This is a genomic window from Pseudomonas saudiphocaensis (assembly GCF_000756775.1).
Taxonomy (GTDB): Bacteria; Pseudomonadota; Gammaproteobacteria; order Pseudomonadales; family Pseudomonadaceae; genus Stutzerimonas; species Stutzerimonas saudiphocaensis.
Genome location: NZ_CCSF01000001.1, coordinates 1,432,425 through 1,448,658, shown reverse-complemented (window position 1 = coordinate 1,448,658; position 16,234 = coordinate 1,432,425). Strand labels below are relative to the sequence as shown.

General features: G+C 61.9%; 12 protein-coding genes. 6 read left to right on the top strand and 6 right to left on the bottom strand.

What is annotated here, in order from left to right; translation table 11 throughout:
• Positions 1–102 precede the first annotated feature (102 nt).
• Positions 103–693, bottom strand: coding sequence for an exopolysaccharide biosynthesis protein (locus BN1079_RS06720; protein ID WP_037023198.1), 591 nt, complete (start codon positions 691–693; stop codon positions 103–105).
• A gap of 327 nt (positions 694–1,020) precedes the next feature.
• Between BN1079_RS06720 and metE the strand changes: the two genes are divergently transcribed.
• Positions 1,021–3,300 carry a 5-methyltetrahydropteroyltriglutamate--homocysteine S-methyltransferase gene (gene metE / locus BN1079_RS06715; RefSeq protein ID WP_037023197.1) on the top strand — a complete coding sequence of 760 codons (2,280 nt, stop codon included), beginning with the start codon at positions 1,021–1,023 and terminating at the stop codon, positions 3,298–3,300.
• Positions 3,301–3,505: 205 nt separating this feature from the next.
• On the opposite strand, the gene BN1079_RS06710 is transcribed toward metE, so the two are convergent.
• The 5 genes from BN1079_RS06710 to BN1079_RS06690 all read right to left on the bottom strand — a co-directional run bounded on the left by BN1079_RS06710 (position 3,506) and on the right by BN1079_RS06690 (position 9,252).
• Entirely contained in the window at positions 3,506–4,468 is a 963-nt protein-coding gene (locus BN1079_RS06710; RefSeq protein ID WP_037023196.1) for an IS110 family transposase, read from the bottom strand.
• A 338-nt stretch (positions 4,469–4,806) separates the two neighbouring features.
• Positions 4,807–6,726, bottom strand: a complete 1,920-nt coding sequence (locus tag BN1079_RS06705; protein ID WP_037023194.1) for a DNA topoisomerase III — start codon at positions 6,724–6,726, stop codon at positions 4,807–4,809.
• A gap of 147 nt (positions 6,727–6,873) precedes the next feature.
• Positions 6,874–7,491 carry a PAQR family membrane homeostasis protein TrhA gene (gene trhA / locus BN1079_RS06700; RefSeq protein WP_037023193.1) on the bottom strand — a complete coding sequence of 206 codons (618 nt, stop codon included), beginning with the start codon at positions 7,489–7,491 and terminating at the stop codon, positions 6,874–6,876.
• Positions 7,492–7,510: 19 nt separating this feature from the next.
• The gene (locus tag BN1079_RS06695; protein ID WP_037023192.1) at positions 7,511–8,197 is read right to left on the bottom strand and encodes a DUF4197 domain-containing protein; all 687 of its coding nucleotides are present in this window, start codon (positions 8,195–8,197) and stop codon (positions 7,511–7,513) included.
• A gap of 32 nt (positions 8,198–8,229) precedes the next feature.
• Positions 8,230–9,252 carry an AraC family transcriptional regulator gene (locus BN1079_RS06690; protein WP_052114442.1) on the bottom strand — a complete coding sequence of 341 codons (1,023 nt, stop codon included), beginning with the start codon at positions 9,250–9,252 and terminating at the stop codon, positions 8,230–8,232.
• A 246-nt stretch (positions 9,253–9,498) separates the two neighbouring features.
• On the opposite strand from BN1079_RS06690, the gene BN1079_RS06685 reads away from it, so the two are divergent.
• The 5 genes from BN1079_RS06685 to BN1079_RS06665 all read left to right on the top strand — a co-directional run bounded on the left by BN1079_RS06685 (position 9,499) and on the right by BN1079_RS06665 (position 16,127).
• Positions 9,499–11,109: an FAD-dependent oxidoreductase gene (locus BN1079_RS06685; protein ID WP_037023191.1), complete on the top strand. Its 1,611-nt coding sequence runs from the start codon at positions 9,499–9,501 to the stop codon at positions 11,107–11,109.
• 17 nt (positions 11,110–11,126) lie between these two features.
• On the top strand, positions 11,127–12,857 hold the full coding sequence (locus BN1079_RS06680) for a thiamine pyrophosphate-binding protein (protein ID WP_037023190.1): 1,731 nt from the start codon (positions 11,127–11,129) through the stop codon (positions 12,855–12,857).
• An 11-nt stretch (positions 12,858–12,868) separates the two neighbouring features.
• Complete coding sequence (locus BN1079_RS06675) at positions 12,869–14,050, top strand: L-lactate dehydrogenase (protein WP_037023188.1); 1,182 nt, start codon at positions 12,869–12,871, stop codon at positions 14,048–14,050.
• Between the two features lie 344 nt (positions 14,051–14,394).
• Complete coding sequence (locus BN1079_RS06670) at positions 14,395–14,835, top strand: DUF2231 domain-containing protein (RefSeq protein ID WP_037023187.1); 441 nt, start codon at positions 14,395–14,397, stop codon at positions 14,833–14,835.
• Entirely contained in the window at positions 14,832–16,127 is a 1,296-nt protein-coding gene (locus tag BN1079_RS06665; protein WP_037023183.1) for a PQQ-dependent sugar dehydrogenase, read from the top strand. The genes BN1079_RS06670 and BN1079_RS06665 overlap by 4 nt, the downstream gene beginning before the upstream one ends.
• The last annotated feature ends 107 nt before the right edge of the window (positions 16,128–16,234 follow it).

Genomic DNA, 16,234 nt, shown 5'->3' with positions numbered 1-16,234 from the left:
GTGCTGTTCATCGAAAGTCTGGAGTTTCTCTCAATCTGCTCATGGAGTCGAGCCGTCGCAGGCCTTCGTGCAACGGCGAAACAGCTGGTTTTCTGAGGAGCTCTACAGCCACAGCCGGCTGACGAAATAGGCCAGGCAGATGAAAAAACCGAAGGCGATCAGGACCAGCACGCCGTCGCGCGCCATCATCCCCAGTCCGAGGATGCTCAACGCCACACCCGCCGTGGTATTACCAAAGGGAATCAGCTCCAGTGGCGGCATGGTGGCAGCGATCAGCAGGCACAGCACCGCGTTGAAGCGTACGGCAATACCTTCGGTGAGAAAGGTCAGGCGCTGTCGCAGCAGGCGATCGATATATTTTGAAGGGCGCTTGAGAAAAGCCATGGCGCGATCGTACTTGCTGCGCGACGCCGTACGTTTCAGCAGCCAATCCGGCAGCCAGATATGGCGTCGGCCGACCAGCAGCTGCACCGCAATCAACGTGATCATCACGGCAAAAATGCTGGGCAGGCCGGGAATGCCCGATAGCGGCGAGAACACCAACAGGCCTGGCACCAGCAACAGTGCACCGAAGCTGCGATGGCCGGTCGCCTGCAGCATGCAGTCAATGCTGACGGGCTCGTCCTCTGTGCCGGCTTGCTCCAGCAGGTCCAGCAATGACCCCAGGTCTTTTGGTTCTTGTGGCCGATTCATATTTGGTTCATGGCTTGGGTTGTCTGATTGGGAAAGGCTTTGGCCTGCTTCGGTGTTTGGTGGCGCACTTCCGCGAGCCGGAATCTGATTCAAAAAAGCTTCGCGCCGGGGCCTCATTGCGTCCGTGGCTCTGCACAACCATGCCGAATGTGGCTTCAGGATCAAGTGCGGTAACGGATAACTCAGGCATGGATGCTTGGAAAGCGTAGACGCCCAAATGTCACAGAATGAATATTTCTATCGATCAGAACAAAAATGATGAGTTTGTTTCATTTCGTCTGGATGCCCAAACTCCCGCCATCGAAATGAGATGGACGGAGAATCGTTATGGCTGTTGCTCACTCACTGGGCTTTCCCCGCATCGGTGCGGATCGCGAACTGAAGAAAGCCCTAGAGGCGTACTGGAAAGGCGACCTGGAAGAAACCGAGTTGCGCGAGGTGGGCCGCGAGCTGCGTGCCGCCCACTGGCAGCTGCAGGCAGATGCCGGTATCGAGTTGCTGCCTGTGGGAGATTTCGCCTGGTATGACCAGGTTCTGACCCATTCGCTGATGTTCGGCGTAGTGCCGGAGCGCTTTTGTCCCGCCGGCGGCAAGCCGACGCTGGATACCCTGTTTGCCATGGCGCGGGGTGTGACCAGCAGTTGCTGCGGGGCAGGGCAGGCGCAGGAAATGACCAAATGGTTTGATACCAACTATCACTACCTGGTCCCTGAATTCACGCTCGATCAACAGTTCAGTCTGTCCTGGCCGCAGCTGTTCGAGGAAGCCGAAGAGGCTCTGACGCTGGGGCACTCGGTCAAGCCGGTGCTGATCGGCCCGCTAACCTATCTCTGGCTGGGCAAGAGCAGGGGGGCGGATTTCGACAAGCTGGAGCTGCTTGAAAGACTGCTGCCGGTGTACGGCGAAGTGCTCGACAGGCTGGCCACGCTGGGCGTCGAGTGGGTGCAGATCGACGAGCCGATTCTGGTGCTGGATTTGCCGCAGGACTGGAAGAGCGCTTTCGAGCGTGCCTACAACCAACTGCAGCGGGCGCCGTTGAAAAAGCTGGTAGCAACCTATTTCGGTGGTCTGGAAGACAACCTGGCGTTGGCCGCTTCGTTGCCAGTGGATGGCCTGCATATCGACCTGGTGCGCGCGCCGGAGCAGTATCCGTTGATCCTCGACTGGCTGCCGGCCTACAAGATCCTCTCCCTTGGGCTGGTCAACGGGCGGAACGTCTGGCGCTGCGATCTGGAAAAGGCGCTGGAGGTGGTGCGCCACGCCGCAGAGCGTCTGGGTGACCGTCTGTGGCTCGCTCCGTCGTGCTCGCTGTTGCATACGCCGGTAGATCTGGCGCGGGAAGATCAGCTGGATGCGGAGCTCAAAAGTTGGCTGGCCTTCGCCGTACAGAAATGCACCGAGGTGGCAATTCTCGCTCGCGCAGTGAACGTACCTGAGGATGCTGAAGTGCGGGCTGCAATGCAGCTAAGCCGCGAGGTGCAGGCCAGTCGCGCACGGTCGCCGCGCATCCACAAGCCTGAGGTGCAGGCGCGCCTGGCGGCGATCAAACCACGGCATGCTCAACGCCAGTCAGGGTTTGCCGAGCGCATCGGAAAACAGCGTGCGCTACTGAAGCTGCCGGCCTTTCCTACCACCACCATCGGCTCGTTTCCGCAGACGCCGGCGATTCGTCTTGCGCGTCAGGCTTTCAAGCAAGGCAGGCTTGGGCTGGCCGACTATACCGAGGCCATGCAGGCCGAAATCCGCCACGCCGTCGCGGTGCAGGAGCAGCTGGGCCTGGACGTGTTGGTGCACGGCGAAGCCGAGCGCAACGACATGGTTGAATATTTCGCCGAGCAGCTGGATGGCTACGCCTTCACCCGCTTCGGCTGGGTGCAAAGCTATGGTTCGCGCTGCGTCAAACCGGCAGTTATCTACGGCGATCTGAGCCGGCCGGCGCCGATGACAGTGGAGTGGATTCGCTACGCCCAGCAACAAACTCAAAAGGTTATGAAAGGCATGCTGACCGGCCCGGTGACCATGCTGATGTGGTCGTTCTCCCGGGACGACATCAGCCGTGAGCAGCAGGCGCGCCAGCTGGCCCTGGCGATTCGCGATGAAGTTTGCGACCTGGAGGCGGCCGGTATCCGCATCATTCAAATCGACGAGGCGGCGTTCCGCGAGGGCCTGCCGTTGCGCCGAGCACAGTGGCAAGGCTATCTGGACTGGGCCGTGGAAGCCTTCCGCCTGTGTGCCAGTGGCGTGCGTGATGAAACACAGATCCATACCCACATGTGCTACAGCGAGTTTAATGACGTGATCGAGTCGATTGCAGCTATGGACGCCGATGTCATTACCATCGAAACCTCGCGCTCGCAGATGGAGCTGCTGGAAGCCTTCCGCGCCTTCGAGTACCCCAACGATATCGGGCCGGGCGTCTACGACATCCACTCGCCGCGTGTGCCGGATACTGCCGAGATGGTGCGGTTGCTGGAGCAGGCGTGTGAGCGCATTCCGGCCGAGCGGCTATGGGTCAACCCGGACTGTGGGTTGAAAACGCGCGGCTGGGCCGAAACCGAGGCGGCGCTGGTGAATATGGTGGCGGCGGCGAGGCAGTTGCGCGCGTAGGGTGGATGACGCTTTTTTCATCCACCGATCTTGAGTCGGCCCACACGCCTGCTCGCTGGTGGACAAGCTTCGCGTTGTCCACCCTACGGCTCTGACGTGCGGCGGGGCACTCTGCTTCTGGGGGAGGATTTAGCCGCAAAGCCCAGCTTCGTGCCGAGGGCGGCATTCCCACAGAGCAGAGTTCAACGCATCACCGTGGGAGATTCTATGGTGCAGCGCAACACTTAACCGGCATTTTTGGTCGATACATTGATTGGTTTTTCATCAAGGCGAAGGCGATACGGGCCAGCTTTCGGCCGAGCTTTACTAGAGCCTGAGTCGTCTTCAGTCCCTGGCTAAGATAGGTTTCATATAGGCCGGACCAGGCTTTTGTCCGGCGGGCAGACATGGCCGCGTTATACAAAAGGCGTCGCAGCTCCGGATCACCTTTCTTGGTCAGTTTACGGCGACCCACCTGCTTGCCTGAGTCCCGAACTCTGACGTCCATGCCCAGGTAGGCAACGAAGGCATCGCTGTTCTTGAATTCGCCTCGGTGGAAAGTATTGGCCAGCGCTACCGAGGTGAGATCGCCGATGCCCTCTATAGCCTTACAGCGCTGGGCATCCGACTGCCAGCCCACCTCAGCCATGGCCTCTTTGAGGCGGCGTTCGATCAATCTTTCGATGTCCTTGATGTTGTTGCTCAGGCGTTTGGATGCGCTCTTGAGGTCGGGCATATCGTCCAGGCTCTGGGTCAGGGCGATGCGGGTATGCACAAGCGAAGCCCGGCGTCGCAGCAGGCTCTGGATGCGGTAAAACGCATCGTGAGGCGGCACCCAGGGTTTGAGGTCGCTCAGTTCCTTGCTCAGGTAGCGCAGAATCAACCGAGCATCAGCCGGGTCGGTCTTGGCGCGACTGCCAACGCCATCGCGATACCGGTTGAGTCGATAACCATCGAGCAAATAAAGCTCAACGCCCGCCTGATGCGCCAGCGTTGCCAAGGTGCGGTGATAGGTACCAGTAGCCTCGAGTGCGATTTTGGTTCGGCCCGCAAGCGTCTTCAGCCAGCCGCCGATGGCTTGGGCTGTGTTGGCAATCCTCTTAAGATCCTTCGAATCACTGCGGGCAATGACCAGCTCGGCCTTGCTGACATCGACACCCACCATGACTGGCGTAATGGGCTTTGCCATGCTTTACCCTCCAAGCTAAGGTGATTTTACTTGTCAGGGCTCATCGAACGCTGGCTTGCAACATTTCGTCGGTCATGAGCGGCAAGGCTCCGCCGATGGATTCTCTATCGGCGTTTTGATGAGAAGGGCGGGGGCTAAATCTCCCACAGTCCGTGCCGAAAGGCCGGAAGGCGCGCTTGCCCCCTCCACCCTGACAAGTCCAGTTTGGACCTGCAGGAAAACCATACAAGGCGCGCCCCCGCGCCGAATGCAGTTTTGTAGGATGGAACCACCGCAGGCGTTTCCGTCGTCTACTGCGAATTGGCGGTAGGCGACGCCCCAACGACAATGCCCCCGTTTCAAGTGCGTTTGACAGCCTTCTTCGGCACAGCCTTGCGCTTCTTCTTTTTCCAAGGTGCGGCTTTGCCCGGTGGGTTTGGCGGGCCGCTGATGGTCAGGCGCAGGTCGCGACAGCGTTCCACCTGTTTGCGCATCCATGCCGACTGCTTGGCGACGAACTCCTCCAGGCTCATTTCGCCGGATTGCACCATGTCCAGCGCCTGTTCCCAGATTGCCGTGGTGCCAGGGTCGGCAATCGCCCGAGGTACCGCATCGATCAGGCTGAAGGCGGCGGGGCTGGCCGACAGCGCCTTGCCCTGTTTGGTCAGGTAACCACGATCCAGCAGGCCCTGAAGGATGCCGGCGCGCGTTGCTTCGGTGCCGATGCCGGTGGTGTCCTTGAGTTTCTGCTTGAGGCGTGGGTCGTCCACCAGCTTGGCGACATTCTTCATCGCCTTGATCAGATCGCCCTCGGTGAAGGGTTTGGGCGGTTGAGTCCAGAGATCCTTCAGCGTCACGTCTGTCACTGCACACCGTTGGCCCTGATGCAGCGATGGCAAGGCTTGCGCAGGCGTGGGCTCGCGGCCCTTGGCCGGCGCCAGCGCTTCGGGCATGGCGCGCCGCCAGCCAGACTCGACGATGACCTTGCCTACCGCCCGCAACGCCTGCCCGGCGCAGTCGAAGTCCGCCTGGGTGCGGTCGTATTCGTGATTGGGAAGGAATTGCGCCAGATAGCGCGCACGAATCAGGGTGTAGACAGAACGCTGCTTGCCCACCAGGCGTGACAGATCAGTGGCGGCAGCGGTGGGAATGATCCCGTGGTGAGCGCTGACCTTGGCATCGTTCCAGGCCCGCGAGCGGCGTTGCGGCTGCAGCTGTTCGAACAATGACGCGAGGCTTGGGTCGCTGCGGCCAAGTGCGGCGATGATGGCCGGCGCTTCGCCGTGCTGGCTCAGTGGCAGGTAACCGCAGTCGCTGCGCGGATAAGTAATCAGCTTGTGGGTTTCATAAAGTGCCTGGGCGATATCCAGGGTTTCCTGGGCGCCGAGGCCGAACTTCTTCGAGCAGATTTCCTGCAGGGTGCCCAGGTCGAAGGGCAGCGGTGGCGCCTCTCGCATGCGCTCGGTGCGCAGCTTGACCACCTCGGCATGGCTCGCCTGGCTGATGGCTTCCAGCGCTTGCTGGGCATGGGGTTGCTGAATGCAGCGGCCTTGCTCGTCGCAGACATCCTCATTGGCGCGCCATTGTGCGGTAAATGGAATGCCGTCGGCCTGCAACTGCACTTCGATGGCCCAGTAGGGCACCGGGACGAAGTCGGCGATGCTGCGATCGCGATCTACAACCAGGCGCAGCGTCGGCGTCTGCACACGACCCACCGGCAATACGCCCTGATAACCGGACTGGCGCCCGAGCAAGGTGAACAACCGGCTCATGTTCATCCCGATCAGCCAGTCGGCGCGTGAGCGGCCCAGCGCCGAATGATAGAGGTTGAAGGTTTCAGCACCCGGTTTGAGCGCCGCCAGCGCCTTGCGGATCGAGGCATCGTCCAGCGCAGACAGCCACAGGCGCTGGATCGGCCCGCGGTAGCGGCAATGTTCCACCAGCTCGCGGGCGATCATCTCGCCCTCACGGTCGGCGTCGGTGGCGATCACCAGTTGGCTGGCCTCAAGAAGCAGGCGCTTTACCGCCTTGAACTGGCTGGCGGTCTTCGGCTTGATCTGCATCTTCCAGCGCTCGGGAATGATCGGCAGATCGCTCAGCACCCAGCGTTTGTAGCGTGGGTCATAGGCATCCGGCGGGGCGGTTTCCAACAAGTGGCCGATGCACCAGGTCACCGTCACGCCGGCACCGAGCCAGCAGCCGTCGCCGCGTCGGTTGGCGCCGAGCACCCGGGCAATGTCCTTGGCCTGTGAAGGTTTTTCGCAGAGAAACAGCCGCATCGCTTCATCTATCCGTTGTCGCAACGGGCATAGCATGCGCAGCGGCGGAGCTGCAGGCAATCTTTATCTGTATGAATATACAGTTATTGGCGTTTGCCGCCGCCTATATAGGCGAAGTTATGGCCAGCCACACCCATGGTTGAGGCGCTAGACCACATACTTCGCAATCGCCACAAAGTGCAGCAGGCTGCCGGCCATCACGAACAGGTGCCAGATACCGTGCCAGTGGAGAAAGCGCTGGTCGTAGGCGTAAAAGATAATGCCCACCGTGTAGAGCACGCCACCGGCCACCAGCCAGGCAAAGCCTTCTCCGCCAAGCGCGGCGAGCAATGGCTTGACCGCCACCAGCACGATCCAGCCCATCACCGCATAGATGACCACCGACAGCACCCGTGCTTCCGAGCGTGGCTTGATCTCCTGCAGCATGCCGATTACGGCCAGACTCCAGACGATGCCGAACAACCACCAACCCCAGGCGCCGCGCAGGCTAACCAGGCAGAAGGGCGTGTAGCTGCCGGCGATCAGCAGGTAGATCGACAGGTGATCCAGCTTCTGCATGATCACCTTCGCCCGCCCGCGCAGGCTGTGATAAAGCGTGGAGGTGCTGTACAGCAGCACCAGAGTAAAGCCATAGATCGCCACGCTGACGATCTTTGCAACGTCGCCGCTCATGGCGGCCAGTACCAGTAGCCAGACGCTGCCGATGAGTGCTAGCACTCCGCCAGCCAGGTGCGTCCAAGCGTTGAGTCTTTCTCCGTGGTACATCGCGGCCCTGCCCGAATCCTCAGTTACCCATCAGTACGCCGAACACCTTCTTGGCCATGCTGGTTGCCGCCTGTGCAGGATTCTTACGGATGCTTGCTTCCTGCTCGGCGATTACTGTGAACAGGCCGTCCAGCGCTTGCTCGGCGACGTAGCCTTCGATGGTGCCGTATTTCGCATCGACCGCGCCGAGCCCCGAAGCCTTGGCCGCGATGGCGTTGTACTGTTGGGCGACGCCGACCTTATCGGTGGCCTGCTTGATGATCGGCATAAAGCGCTCGCGGATCTGATCACGGCTGGTCTTGTTCAGGTACTGGGTTGCCGAATCATCGCCACCGGCGAGGATGCTTTTGGCATCGGCTACGGTCATCTTCTTCACCGCGTCCAGCAGCAGCTCCTGGGCCTGCGGCACGGCGGCTTCGGCGGCCTGATTCATGCTGTCTTCCAGGGCCTCGACCTGCGCGCCCATGCCCAGCATCTTCAACATGCGCGAGGCCTTGCCGAGGTTGCCCGGCAGCTCGATGCGCACATCCGGATCATTGCTGAAACCGCCTGGCTTGCCGAGTTGCTGCACGGCAACCTTGGCGCCCTGGCTGAGGGCATCCTTGAGGCCTGCGTTGGCGTCGCCCTGGCTCAGGTCGGACAGCGAAAGGGCAAAGGCGCCAGCAGACAACATAAGGCCGGCGATTAGGGTCGTGGTGCGGAGCATGGGGTGGGTCCTCCAGGGTGATGTGTCCGAGCTTAGCAAGAAGCATCCGGCAACGTCTGCCGTGCTGAATGCGCGCGCCAGTGTCGCGGCGCCATTCCACTCCAGCGCTTGAAGGCGCGGGAAAAGGCCGTCTCATCGGCATAGCCCAGATGCAGCGCGAGATCGGTAATCGACTGTGTAGACAGGCGCAGTTGCTGACGTGCTTCAGCGTAGCGAACCTGATCAAGCAATTCGCGAAAGGTCTGCCCCTGTTTCTGCAGCGCCATCTGCAGGCTACGCGGATGCTGCCCTAGCAGGCGCGCGACGACCTCCAGCCGGGCTTCGCCGGTGGAAAGAATGGACTGCAGGACGTAGCGGATCTGCTCGGTGATATCCGTCGGCAGATGCTGGCTGAAACGGTATTGCTCGATCAGGTGAGACTTGAGCTGCTTGCGTTGTTCCAGCGGGCGCAGCGAGTAAATATCGTTGCCCGCGACGAAACCGCTACAGGGCTGCTCGAACAGCACGGGACAGGGGAACAGCCGTGCATATTCGGCTGGATCGCCCATGGCTGCATGGCTGACAAGCAGCTGGTGTGGCTGCCATTGTTCGCCGAACAGACTGGCCATGCTGCGCTGTGTGACACCCAGCCCGAGCTCTCGCAGCTGACGCAGGTCCACCGGCTCCTGCAGCTGCAGGCGGTACTCGATGCGCAACTGTTCCTCGTCGCTTCCCAGGTGTAGGGAAATGCCCTGGGCATGCAGATGTACGTACTGCTGGGTGAGCTTGAGCACCTCGGCGAAGCTATCTGCCTGGGCCAATAACAGGCCGAACGGACCAAGCACCAGATAGTCGTGATACTCGCTCAGCTGCAGGCCGAAGCTGGGTGCCGGACCTTCCGCTGCGGCCAGGTTGAGTGCCTGGGCAAAACGCGCATAAGGCACATACAGATCGGGGCGGCGCAGTACCAGCGGATCGAGTTCGCAGCGGCGCACCAGCTCGTGCGGGTTGAGGCCGTAGCGATGACACAGGCTGTCGAAGCCGATAAATACCGCGCTGCGGGCGATCTGGGTCATACAAATGATCCTGGTGAGCGGCAGCTGTGGAGTGGTCGAGTGGCGCTTCGCTTCTGCTGCGAAACCCGCGTATTGCGCTGATCTCCAACTGCTCTACACAAGCCAGACTGCGCCATCATTCCGGCTGAATATAAGCCTATTTCTGTCGGCATTCGCAATATGTCAACTTTCCCTTCGTGAAATGTCAGGCCCATAACGCTGGGCTCACCTAGGCTGAATCTATCGCATCAGGGAAGAGCCCCTTTTATGAACACAGCACATCATCATTGTGAAACCCTGGTGATCGGTGCCGGGCTGGCGGGAATCAGCACCGCACTGGAGCTGCTTGATAGCGGACGCAAAGTGCTGCTGGTCGATGCCGCGCCACGCAGCCATTGCGGTGGCCAAGCCAACGACGCCTTCGGCGGCATGCTGCTGTGCGGCACTCCGGAACAGCGGCGCAACAAGGTGCAGGACTCACCAGAGCTGTTGCTGGAAGACTGGCTGCGTGTGGCCGCTTTTGAGCCGGACGATCTGTGGGGGCGGCGCTGGGCGGAAATCTACGCAGAGCGCAACAAGGCCGATGTATACGACTGGTTACGGCAGCGCGGCATCAGTTTTTTCCCAGCGGTGCAGTGGGTGGAACGCGGCAATTTCGGGGATGGAAACTCGCTGCCCCGCTATCACGTGGCCTGGGGCTGCGGACGCGGTATCGCACAGACGCTGGCCAGACAAATGTTCGAGCACGACAGGCTGAGCTGTTTGTTCGAGCACCGGGTGTTGGGGCTGGAGCGGCGCAACGGCGCCGTGGTGGGCTGCCACGGGCGCAGCAGCACGGGCGATTTCTTGATCGAAGCCGAGCATGTGGTGGTGTGCAGCGGCGGCATCAACGGTGACCTGGGCAAGGTTCGCCAGCACTGGGACCCACTCTACGGTCCGTTCCCCGAAAACATCCTCAACGGTACTGACCCCCGTGCCGATGGCGCATTGCATGAGCAGGTGCAGGCGGTGGGCGGGCAGGTGGTCAAGTTGGGGCGCATGTGGAACTACGCTGCCGGTATCGCACACCCGGAGCCGCAGTATCCGCAACATGGTTTGAGCCTGATTCCCTCACGCTCCGCTCTCTGGCTTGAGCCCAGCGGCCGGCGCATCGGGCCGCAGCCTCTGGTCGGCGGTTTCGATACCCATGACCAGTGCAAGCGCATCGGCCATCTGCCCGGCCAGTACGGCTGGCAGCTACTCAACTGGCGCATTGCAATTAAGGAAATGGCGATTTCCGGCACCGACAGTAATCCACATTTTCGTGACCGCAGGATGCTGCGGCTGCTTTGGCAGCTTGCCACTGGCAACCGTGAGCTGGTGCGCTGGATGATCGACAAATGCCCCGATGTGCTGGCGGCGGACAGCCTCCCACAACTGGCCGAGAAGATGGCGATGCTGGCCGGCGATGACCGCCTAGATACGAACCTGCTGGCCGCCACGGTGAAGCGCCACGATGCCGGTATCCGTCGCGGCCCGGCGCTGTACAACGACGAACAGCTGCGCCGGTTGCAGCAACTGCGGCAATGGCGCGGCGACCGGCTGCGTACCTGCCGCATACGGCCGATCCTGGATTCCGGCGGTGGTCCGCTGATTGCCATCCGCACCCGGTTGATCAGCCGCAAGAGCATGGGCGGAATGCTGACGGATCTGCACTCGCGAGTGCTTAACGAGCAGAACAGACCGGTGGCGGGCCTCTATGCCGCGGGAGAGGCGGCGGGCTTCGGCGGTGGTGGCATCAGCGGAATCCGCTCCCTGGAAGGCACCTTTCTGTCCAACTGCATCCTCAATGGCCGCCGCGCCGCGCAGGCTATCGTCGGCTACGCGTCGCACAGATAAGAACAAGGAACAGAGCCATGAAGAAAACCGGAGCCGCACTTGCACGCTTCGCCCTGGAGCAACTGGGCGTCACCCACACCTTCGGCATTCCCGGCGTGCACAACACCGAGCTCTATGACGAGCTGAACGCCTCGGACAGCATCCAGCCGGTGCTGGTTACCCACGAGTGCGGCGCGGCCTTTATGGCCGATGCCTTCAGCCGTACCGGCAACAGCATCGGTACCCTGGTGATAGTGCCCGCCGCGGGCGTCACCCACGCCGCCAGCGGCATCGGCGAGGCAGGGCTGGACGGCATTCCGATGCTGATCATTTCCGGCGGTATTCACAGCGAGAGCGGCCGGCGATACCAGTTGCACGACATCGACCAGCACGCGCTGCTGGCGCCCATCACCAAGGCGACCTTCCGCATACTCAGTCATGCCGAGGTCATTCCCACGCTGTACCAGGCCTATCGCATTGCCACCGGCGGGGAACCGGGGCCGGTGTTCGTCGAGCTGCCCTACAACATTGGCAACTTCCTCGGCGAGGTGCCCGAGATGCCGGCATTCGTGGTCGAACCGCCGGTGCCAAGCCATGACTCGGCGCAGTTGCGCGAAGCGGCGCGGTTGCTGGTGGAGGCTCGCCAGCCCGGCCTGTTCCTCGGCTGGGGCGCGGTGGGTGCGCAGGCTGAACTGATCCAGCTGGCCGAGCTGCTGGGCGCCCCGGTCTGCACCACCTTGCAGGGGCTCAGTGCTTTTCCCGCCACGCATCCGCTGCATGTGGGCATGGGCTTCGGCGAATACGCCGTGCCGGCTGCGGCCAATGCCTTCGCCGGTTGCGATTGCCTGCTGGCGGTGGGCACGCGCTTCGCCGAAATTCCCACCGGCAGCTTCAGCATGCCGGTGCCGGACAACCTGATTCACCTGGATATCAACCCGCAGGTGTTCGATGCCAACTACCCCACGCGGGTAGCGGTAGCCGGCGCGGCGGAACAGCTGATTCCCGCTCTGCTGGTCGAAGTGCGGGCGCTTCGCAGCGAAGCGCCGGCCAGCCCGCTACCGGCGCGAATCACGGCGGACAAGGCCGCTTATGCGAAGGAATGGCTGCAGCACGACAGCCGCGGGCGGGTGAACCCGGCGCTGTTCTGCCAGGCCCTGCGCGCTCAGTTGAACGATGAAGCCATCGTGGTGGCCGACGATGGCAACCATACCTTCCTGCTGGCAGAGCTGATGCCGATCCATGGCCCGCGCGGTTTCATCTCGCCCAGTGATTTCAATGCCATGGGCTACTGCGTGCCGGGGATGATCGGCGCCAAGCTGGCCAACCCCGACCGGCAGGTGGTCGGCGTGGTGGGGGACGGCGCGCTGCGCATGACCGGCCTGGAACTGGTTACCGCCAGCAGCCTGGGGTTGGGCATGGCGCTCTTCGTGTTCAATGACGGCGAGCTTTCGCAGATCGCCCAGGCGCAGGAAATCCCCTACAACCGCAAGGCCTGCACGGTACTGCATCCACTCAACCTGGCAGCACTGGCCGAAGCCACCGGCGCCGCCTTCGTTTCCATCGAGAATAACGACCAGTGCGCCGAAGGCATCAATCGCGCCATGGCGCTGGCCGGGGAGGGCAGGCCGGTGCTGGTGGATGTGCGCATCGACTACAGCAAACGGACACGTTTTACCGAGGGCGTGGTCAAGGCCACCCTCAAGCGTTTCACGCCACGCGACAAGGTGCGTGTGGTGAGCCGTGCATTGTGGCGGCGAGTGACCGGTTGAGGAGCACGACGATGAGCCCTGTCTTTGCCTGCATGGCCGCCAGCTGCGACGACTACCGGCGGCTGGCCGAGCGCCGCCTGCCGCGCTTCCTGTTCGACTACATCGATGGCGGCGCGGGTGACGAGCAGACGCTGGCCGCCAACTGCCGGGACTTCCAGCAGGTGCATCTGCGCCAGCGGGTGCTTTGTGATGTTGACAACGTCGACACCCGCTGCGAGTTGATCGGCCAGCCAGCGAGTATGCCCCTGGCGCTGGCGCCGCTGGGCATGGCCGGGCTTTATGCGCGGCGAGGCGAGGTTCAGGCCGCGCGGGCCGCGGCGACGGCCGGGGTGCCCTTTGGTCTGTCCACGGTCGGTATCTGTTCGTTGGCTGAGGTGCACGCGGCGAGTGCGCAGAAGTGCTGGTTCCAGCTTTACATGCTGCGCGACCGCGAAGCGGTGCAGGGCCTGCTGCAACAGGCGCTGGCCAACGGCTGCGACACCCTGTTGTTCACCGTGGACCTGGCCGTGGCGGGAATTCGTCGCCGCGACATGCGCAACGGCATGCTCGACGGCACCTGGCGCGGCAAGCTCGCCAAGGCCACGCAACTGATGCAGCGCCCCGGCTGGCTGCTGGACGTGGGCATTCGCGGCAAGCCACACCATTTTGGCAACCTGACCGATCGGGTGGTCGATCCCAACGACCTGCGCGCGTTCAAGGCGTGGCTGGATGCACAGTTCGACCCCTGCGTGACCTGGTCCGACATCCGCTGGCTGCGCGAGCAATGGCCGGGCAAGCTGATTCTCAAGGGCATTCTGGAACCGGACGACGCGCTGCGGGCGCTCGATTGCGGTGCCGATGGCATCGTCCTGTCCAACCATGGGGGCCGGCAGCTGGATGGCGTTTCCTCCACAATCCGCCAATTGCCAAAAGTCGCCGAGGCGCTCGACAGGCGCCTGCCGATCCTGGTCGACGGCGGCATCCGCAGCGGTGTGGACATTCTCAAGGCTCTGGCGCTTGGCGCCCAGGGTGTAATGATCGGACGCCCCTGGGCCTGGGCGCTGGCTGCCGGAGGCGAGGCAGCGGTCGAGCGCTTGCTGAGCAGCCTGGGTTCGGAGCTGGCAGTGGCCATGGCGCTTTGCGGAGTGCGAAACCTGGGGCAGGTGGACGCGAGCTTGGTGGATTCCGGACTTGCCGAGAACAGGATTCTCTAGGGAAAGAGTCGTTGCCGGAACGATGCGAAACGGCTGGCGGAAAGGGTTTGAAACAAAAGCGAGAAACCGTCGGAGCAGGCGGCCCGGTTCCTGAATTCAAGCAGCTTTTTCAGCGCCCTGATCTTCTTCTCATGCTTCTCGACCTAGCTTCGCGCGCTTTGATCTTCTCTATCCCACATGGGCCAGGACGCGGTGTAGAGACGGGCACTCACCTCCTTGCGGCAGACGGCAGTGAACTAACACCCAGGCCACACAATCCTCATCTATGCACAGTTCAGAGCGCGCTTGACCGGCCATCACATACGCAATGCCGGTCAGGACGCCCAGCGATGAGGAGCCCCGCCGTGACCGAAACCACCCACCGCACGCATCGAAGATCCCGCCGCAGCACGCCGAATCCGCTGCATGCGACCCTGCTTGCCGGGACTGTCCCCCTGTTCCTCGGTGCCCTGTTGAGCGACATCGCTTACTACCGCAGTTACCAGATCCAGTGGAGCAACTTTTCCTCATGGCTGATTGCCGGAGGCCTGGTGTTCTGTGGCCTGGCCTTGCTCTTCGCACTGGTCAACCTGATCCGAGCCGAGCACAAGGCGGGTAGACCAGCGCTCTACTTTTTGCTGCTGCTGGCCACCTGGGTGTTGGGCTTCGTCAACTCCCTTGAGCATGCCAAGGATGCATGGGCGGCGATGCCCAATGGCCTGATCCTCTCGTTAATCGTTACCTTGCTGGCCTGTGTGGCGACCGGTATCGGACTTACCAACCTGCGCTCGAGGGGTGCCAAATGAACTACATCAGCCCGCTGACCGCCCTGAGCCTGGCATTGCTGTTGAGCGCATGTGGTGGCGACGAACAGAACATCGCCCAAACCTATGGCGCTGAGCCCAAGCTGCCCGATCCAGAGCGGGGTTTGCTGCCCAGCATGAAGATCGCCGAGCCCACGCCATGGGGCGATCAGGTACCGACGGTGCCTGAGAACTTCACGGTTACCGCCATCGCAACCGACCTCAAGATCCCGCGCCAGACCCTGGTGCTACCCAACGGTGACATCCTCGTGGCGGAAGGGCGTGGCGGTAATGCGGCCAAGCTCAAGCCCAAGGACGTAATTGCTGGCTATATCAAGGCCAAGGGCAATACCTCTGTGGAAAGTGGTAATCGCCTGACGCTGCTGCGCGATGCGGATGGTGATGGCACCTACGAACTGCAAACGGTCTTCGCCGAAGACCTCAATGCCCCTTATGGGCTGGCTTTCCATGACGGCAACCTCTATGTGGCCAATCAGGATGCGCTGGTGCGCTTCGACTATCAGGATGGCCAGACAGAGGCCAGCGGTCCGCCTGTCAAAGTCACCGACCTGCCATCGGCAATCAATCACCACTGGACCAAGGCGCTGACCATCAGCCCTGACGGTCGCTTCCTCTATGTGGGTATCGGTTCCAACAGCAACATCACCGAGCGTGGCATGGAGGCCGAAGTGGATCGTGCGCTCGTCTGGCAGATCAACGCCGAGACGGGCGCTTACAAACCCTACGCAACCGGCCTGCGTAACCCTACTGCCCTCGCCATCCAACCGGGTTCCGGGCAGTTGTGGGCGGTAGTCAACGAAAGGGACGAAATAGGGGAGGACCTGGTGCCGGATTACCTGACATCGGTACAGGAAGGAGGCTTCTACGGCTGGCCCTACAGCTACTGGGGCAAGAATGTCGACGACCGCGTGAGGCCGCAGGACCCGGACAAGGTTGCCGCCGCCATCACGCCGGACTACGCCCTGGGCTCCCACGTCGCCGCCCTCGGCCTGGACTTCTCCAGCGAAGTCATGGGCCCGGAGTACGCCGATGGCGTATTTATCGGAGAACACGGCAGCTGGAACCGAAAAAATCCGGTGGGCTACAAGGTGATCTTCGTTCCCTTCGAAAACGGTCGACCATCCGGTGAGCCGATGGAGTTCGTAACCGGCTTTCGCACCGACGACGGCAAGACCCGCGGCCGCCCCGTCGGTGTGACGGTTGATCCGCGCGGCGCGCTGATCGTTGCTGATGATCTGGCTAATACGGTGTGGAGGGTGAGTCGAAATCAGTAAAGGCACTGTTCGACAAAAAACGCGGCTGACGTTTTCAGGTGTCAGCCGTAGTTTGTTAGTTACCGCACGTTATTGACCAAGTCGTGCAAGATTGATGCGAAGTGGCT

Bases quoted from the DNA above. Each gene is read 5' to 3' on its own strand.
- BN1079_RS06720 (WP_037023198.1), bottom strand. From the start codon at position 693: ATGAATCGGCCACAAGAACCAAAAGACCTGGGGTCATTGCTGGACCTG.
- metE (WP_037023197.1), top strand. From the start codon at position 1,021: ATGGCTGTTGCTCACTCACTGGGCTTTCCCCGCATCGGTGCGGATCGC.
- BN1079_RS06710 (WP_037023196.1), bottom strand. From the start codon at position 4,468: ATGGCAAAGCCCATTACGCCAGTCATGGTGGGTGTCGATGTCAGCAAG.
- BN1079_RS06705 (WP_037023194.1), bottom strand. From the start codon at position 6,726: ATGCGGCTGTTTCTCTGCGAAAAACCTTCACAGGCCAAGGACATTGCC.
- trhA (WP_037023193.1), bottom strand. From the start codon at position 7,491: ATGTACCACGGAGAAAGACTCAACGCTTGGACGCACCTGGCTGGCGGA.
- BN1079_RS06695 (WP_037023192.1), bottom strand. From the start codon at position 8,197: ATGCTCCGCACCACGACCCTAATCGCCGGCCTTATGTTGTCTGCTGGC.
- BN1079_RS06690 (WP_052114442.1), bottom strand. From the start codon at position 9,252: ATGACCCAGATCGCCCGCAGCGCGGTATTTATCGGCTTCGACAGCCTG.
- BN1079_RS06685 (WP_037023191.1), top strand. From the start codon at position 9,499: ATGAACACAGCACATCATCATTGTGAAACCCTGGTGATCGGTGCCGGG.
- BN1079_RS06680 (WP_037023190.1), top strand. From the start codon at position 11,127: ATGAAGAAAACCGGAGCCGCACTTGCACGCTTCGCCCTGGAGCAACTG.
- BN1079_RS06675 (WP_037023188.1), top strand. From the start codon at position 12,869: ATGAGCCCTGTCTTTGCCTGCATGGCCGCCAGCTGCGACGACTACCGG.
- BN1079_RS06665 (WP_037023183.1), top strand. From the start codon at position 14,832: ATGAACTACATCAGCCCGCTGACCGCCCTGAGCCTGGCATTGCTGTTG.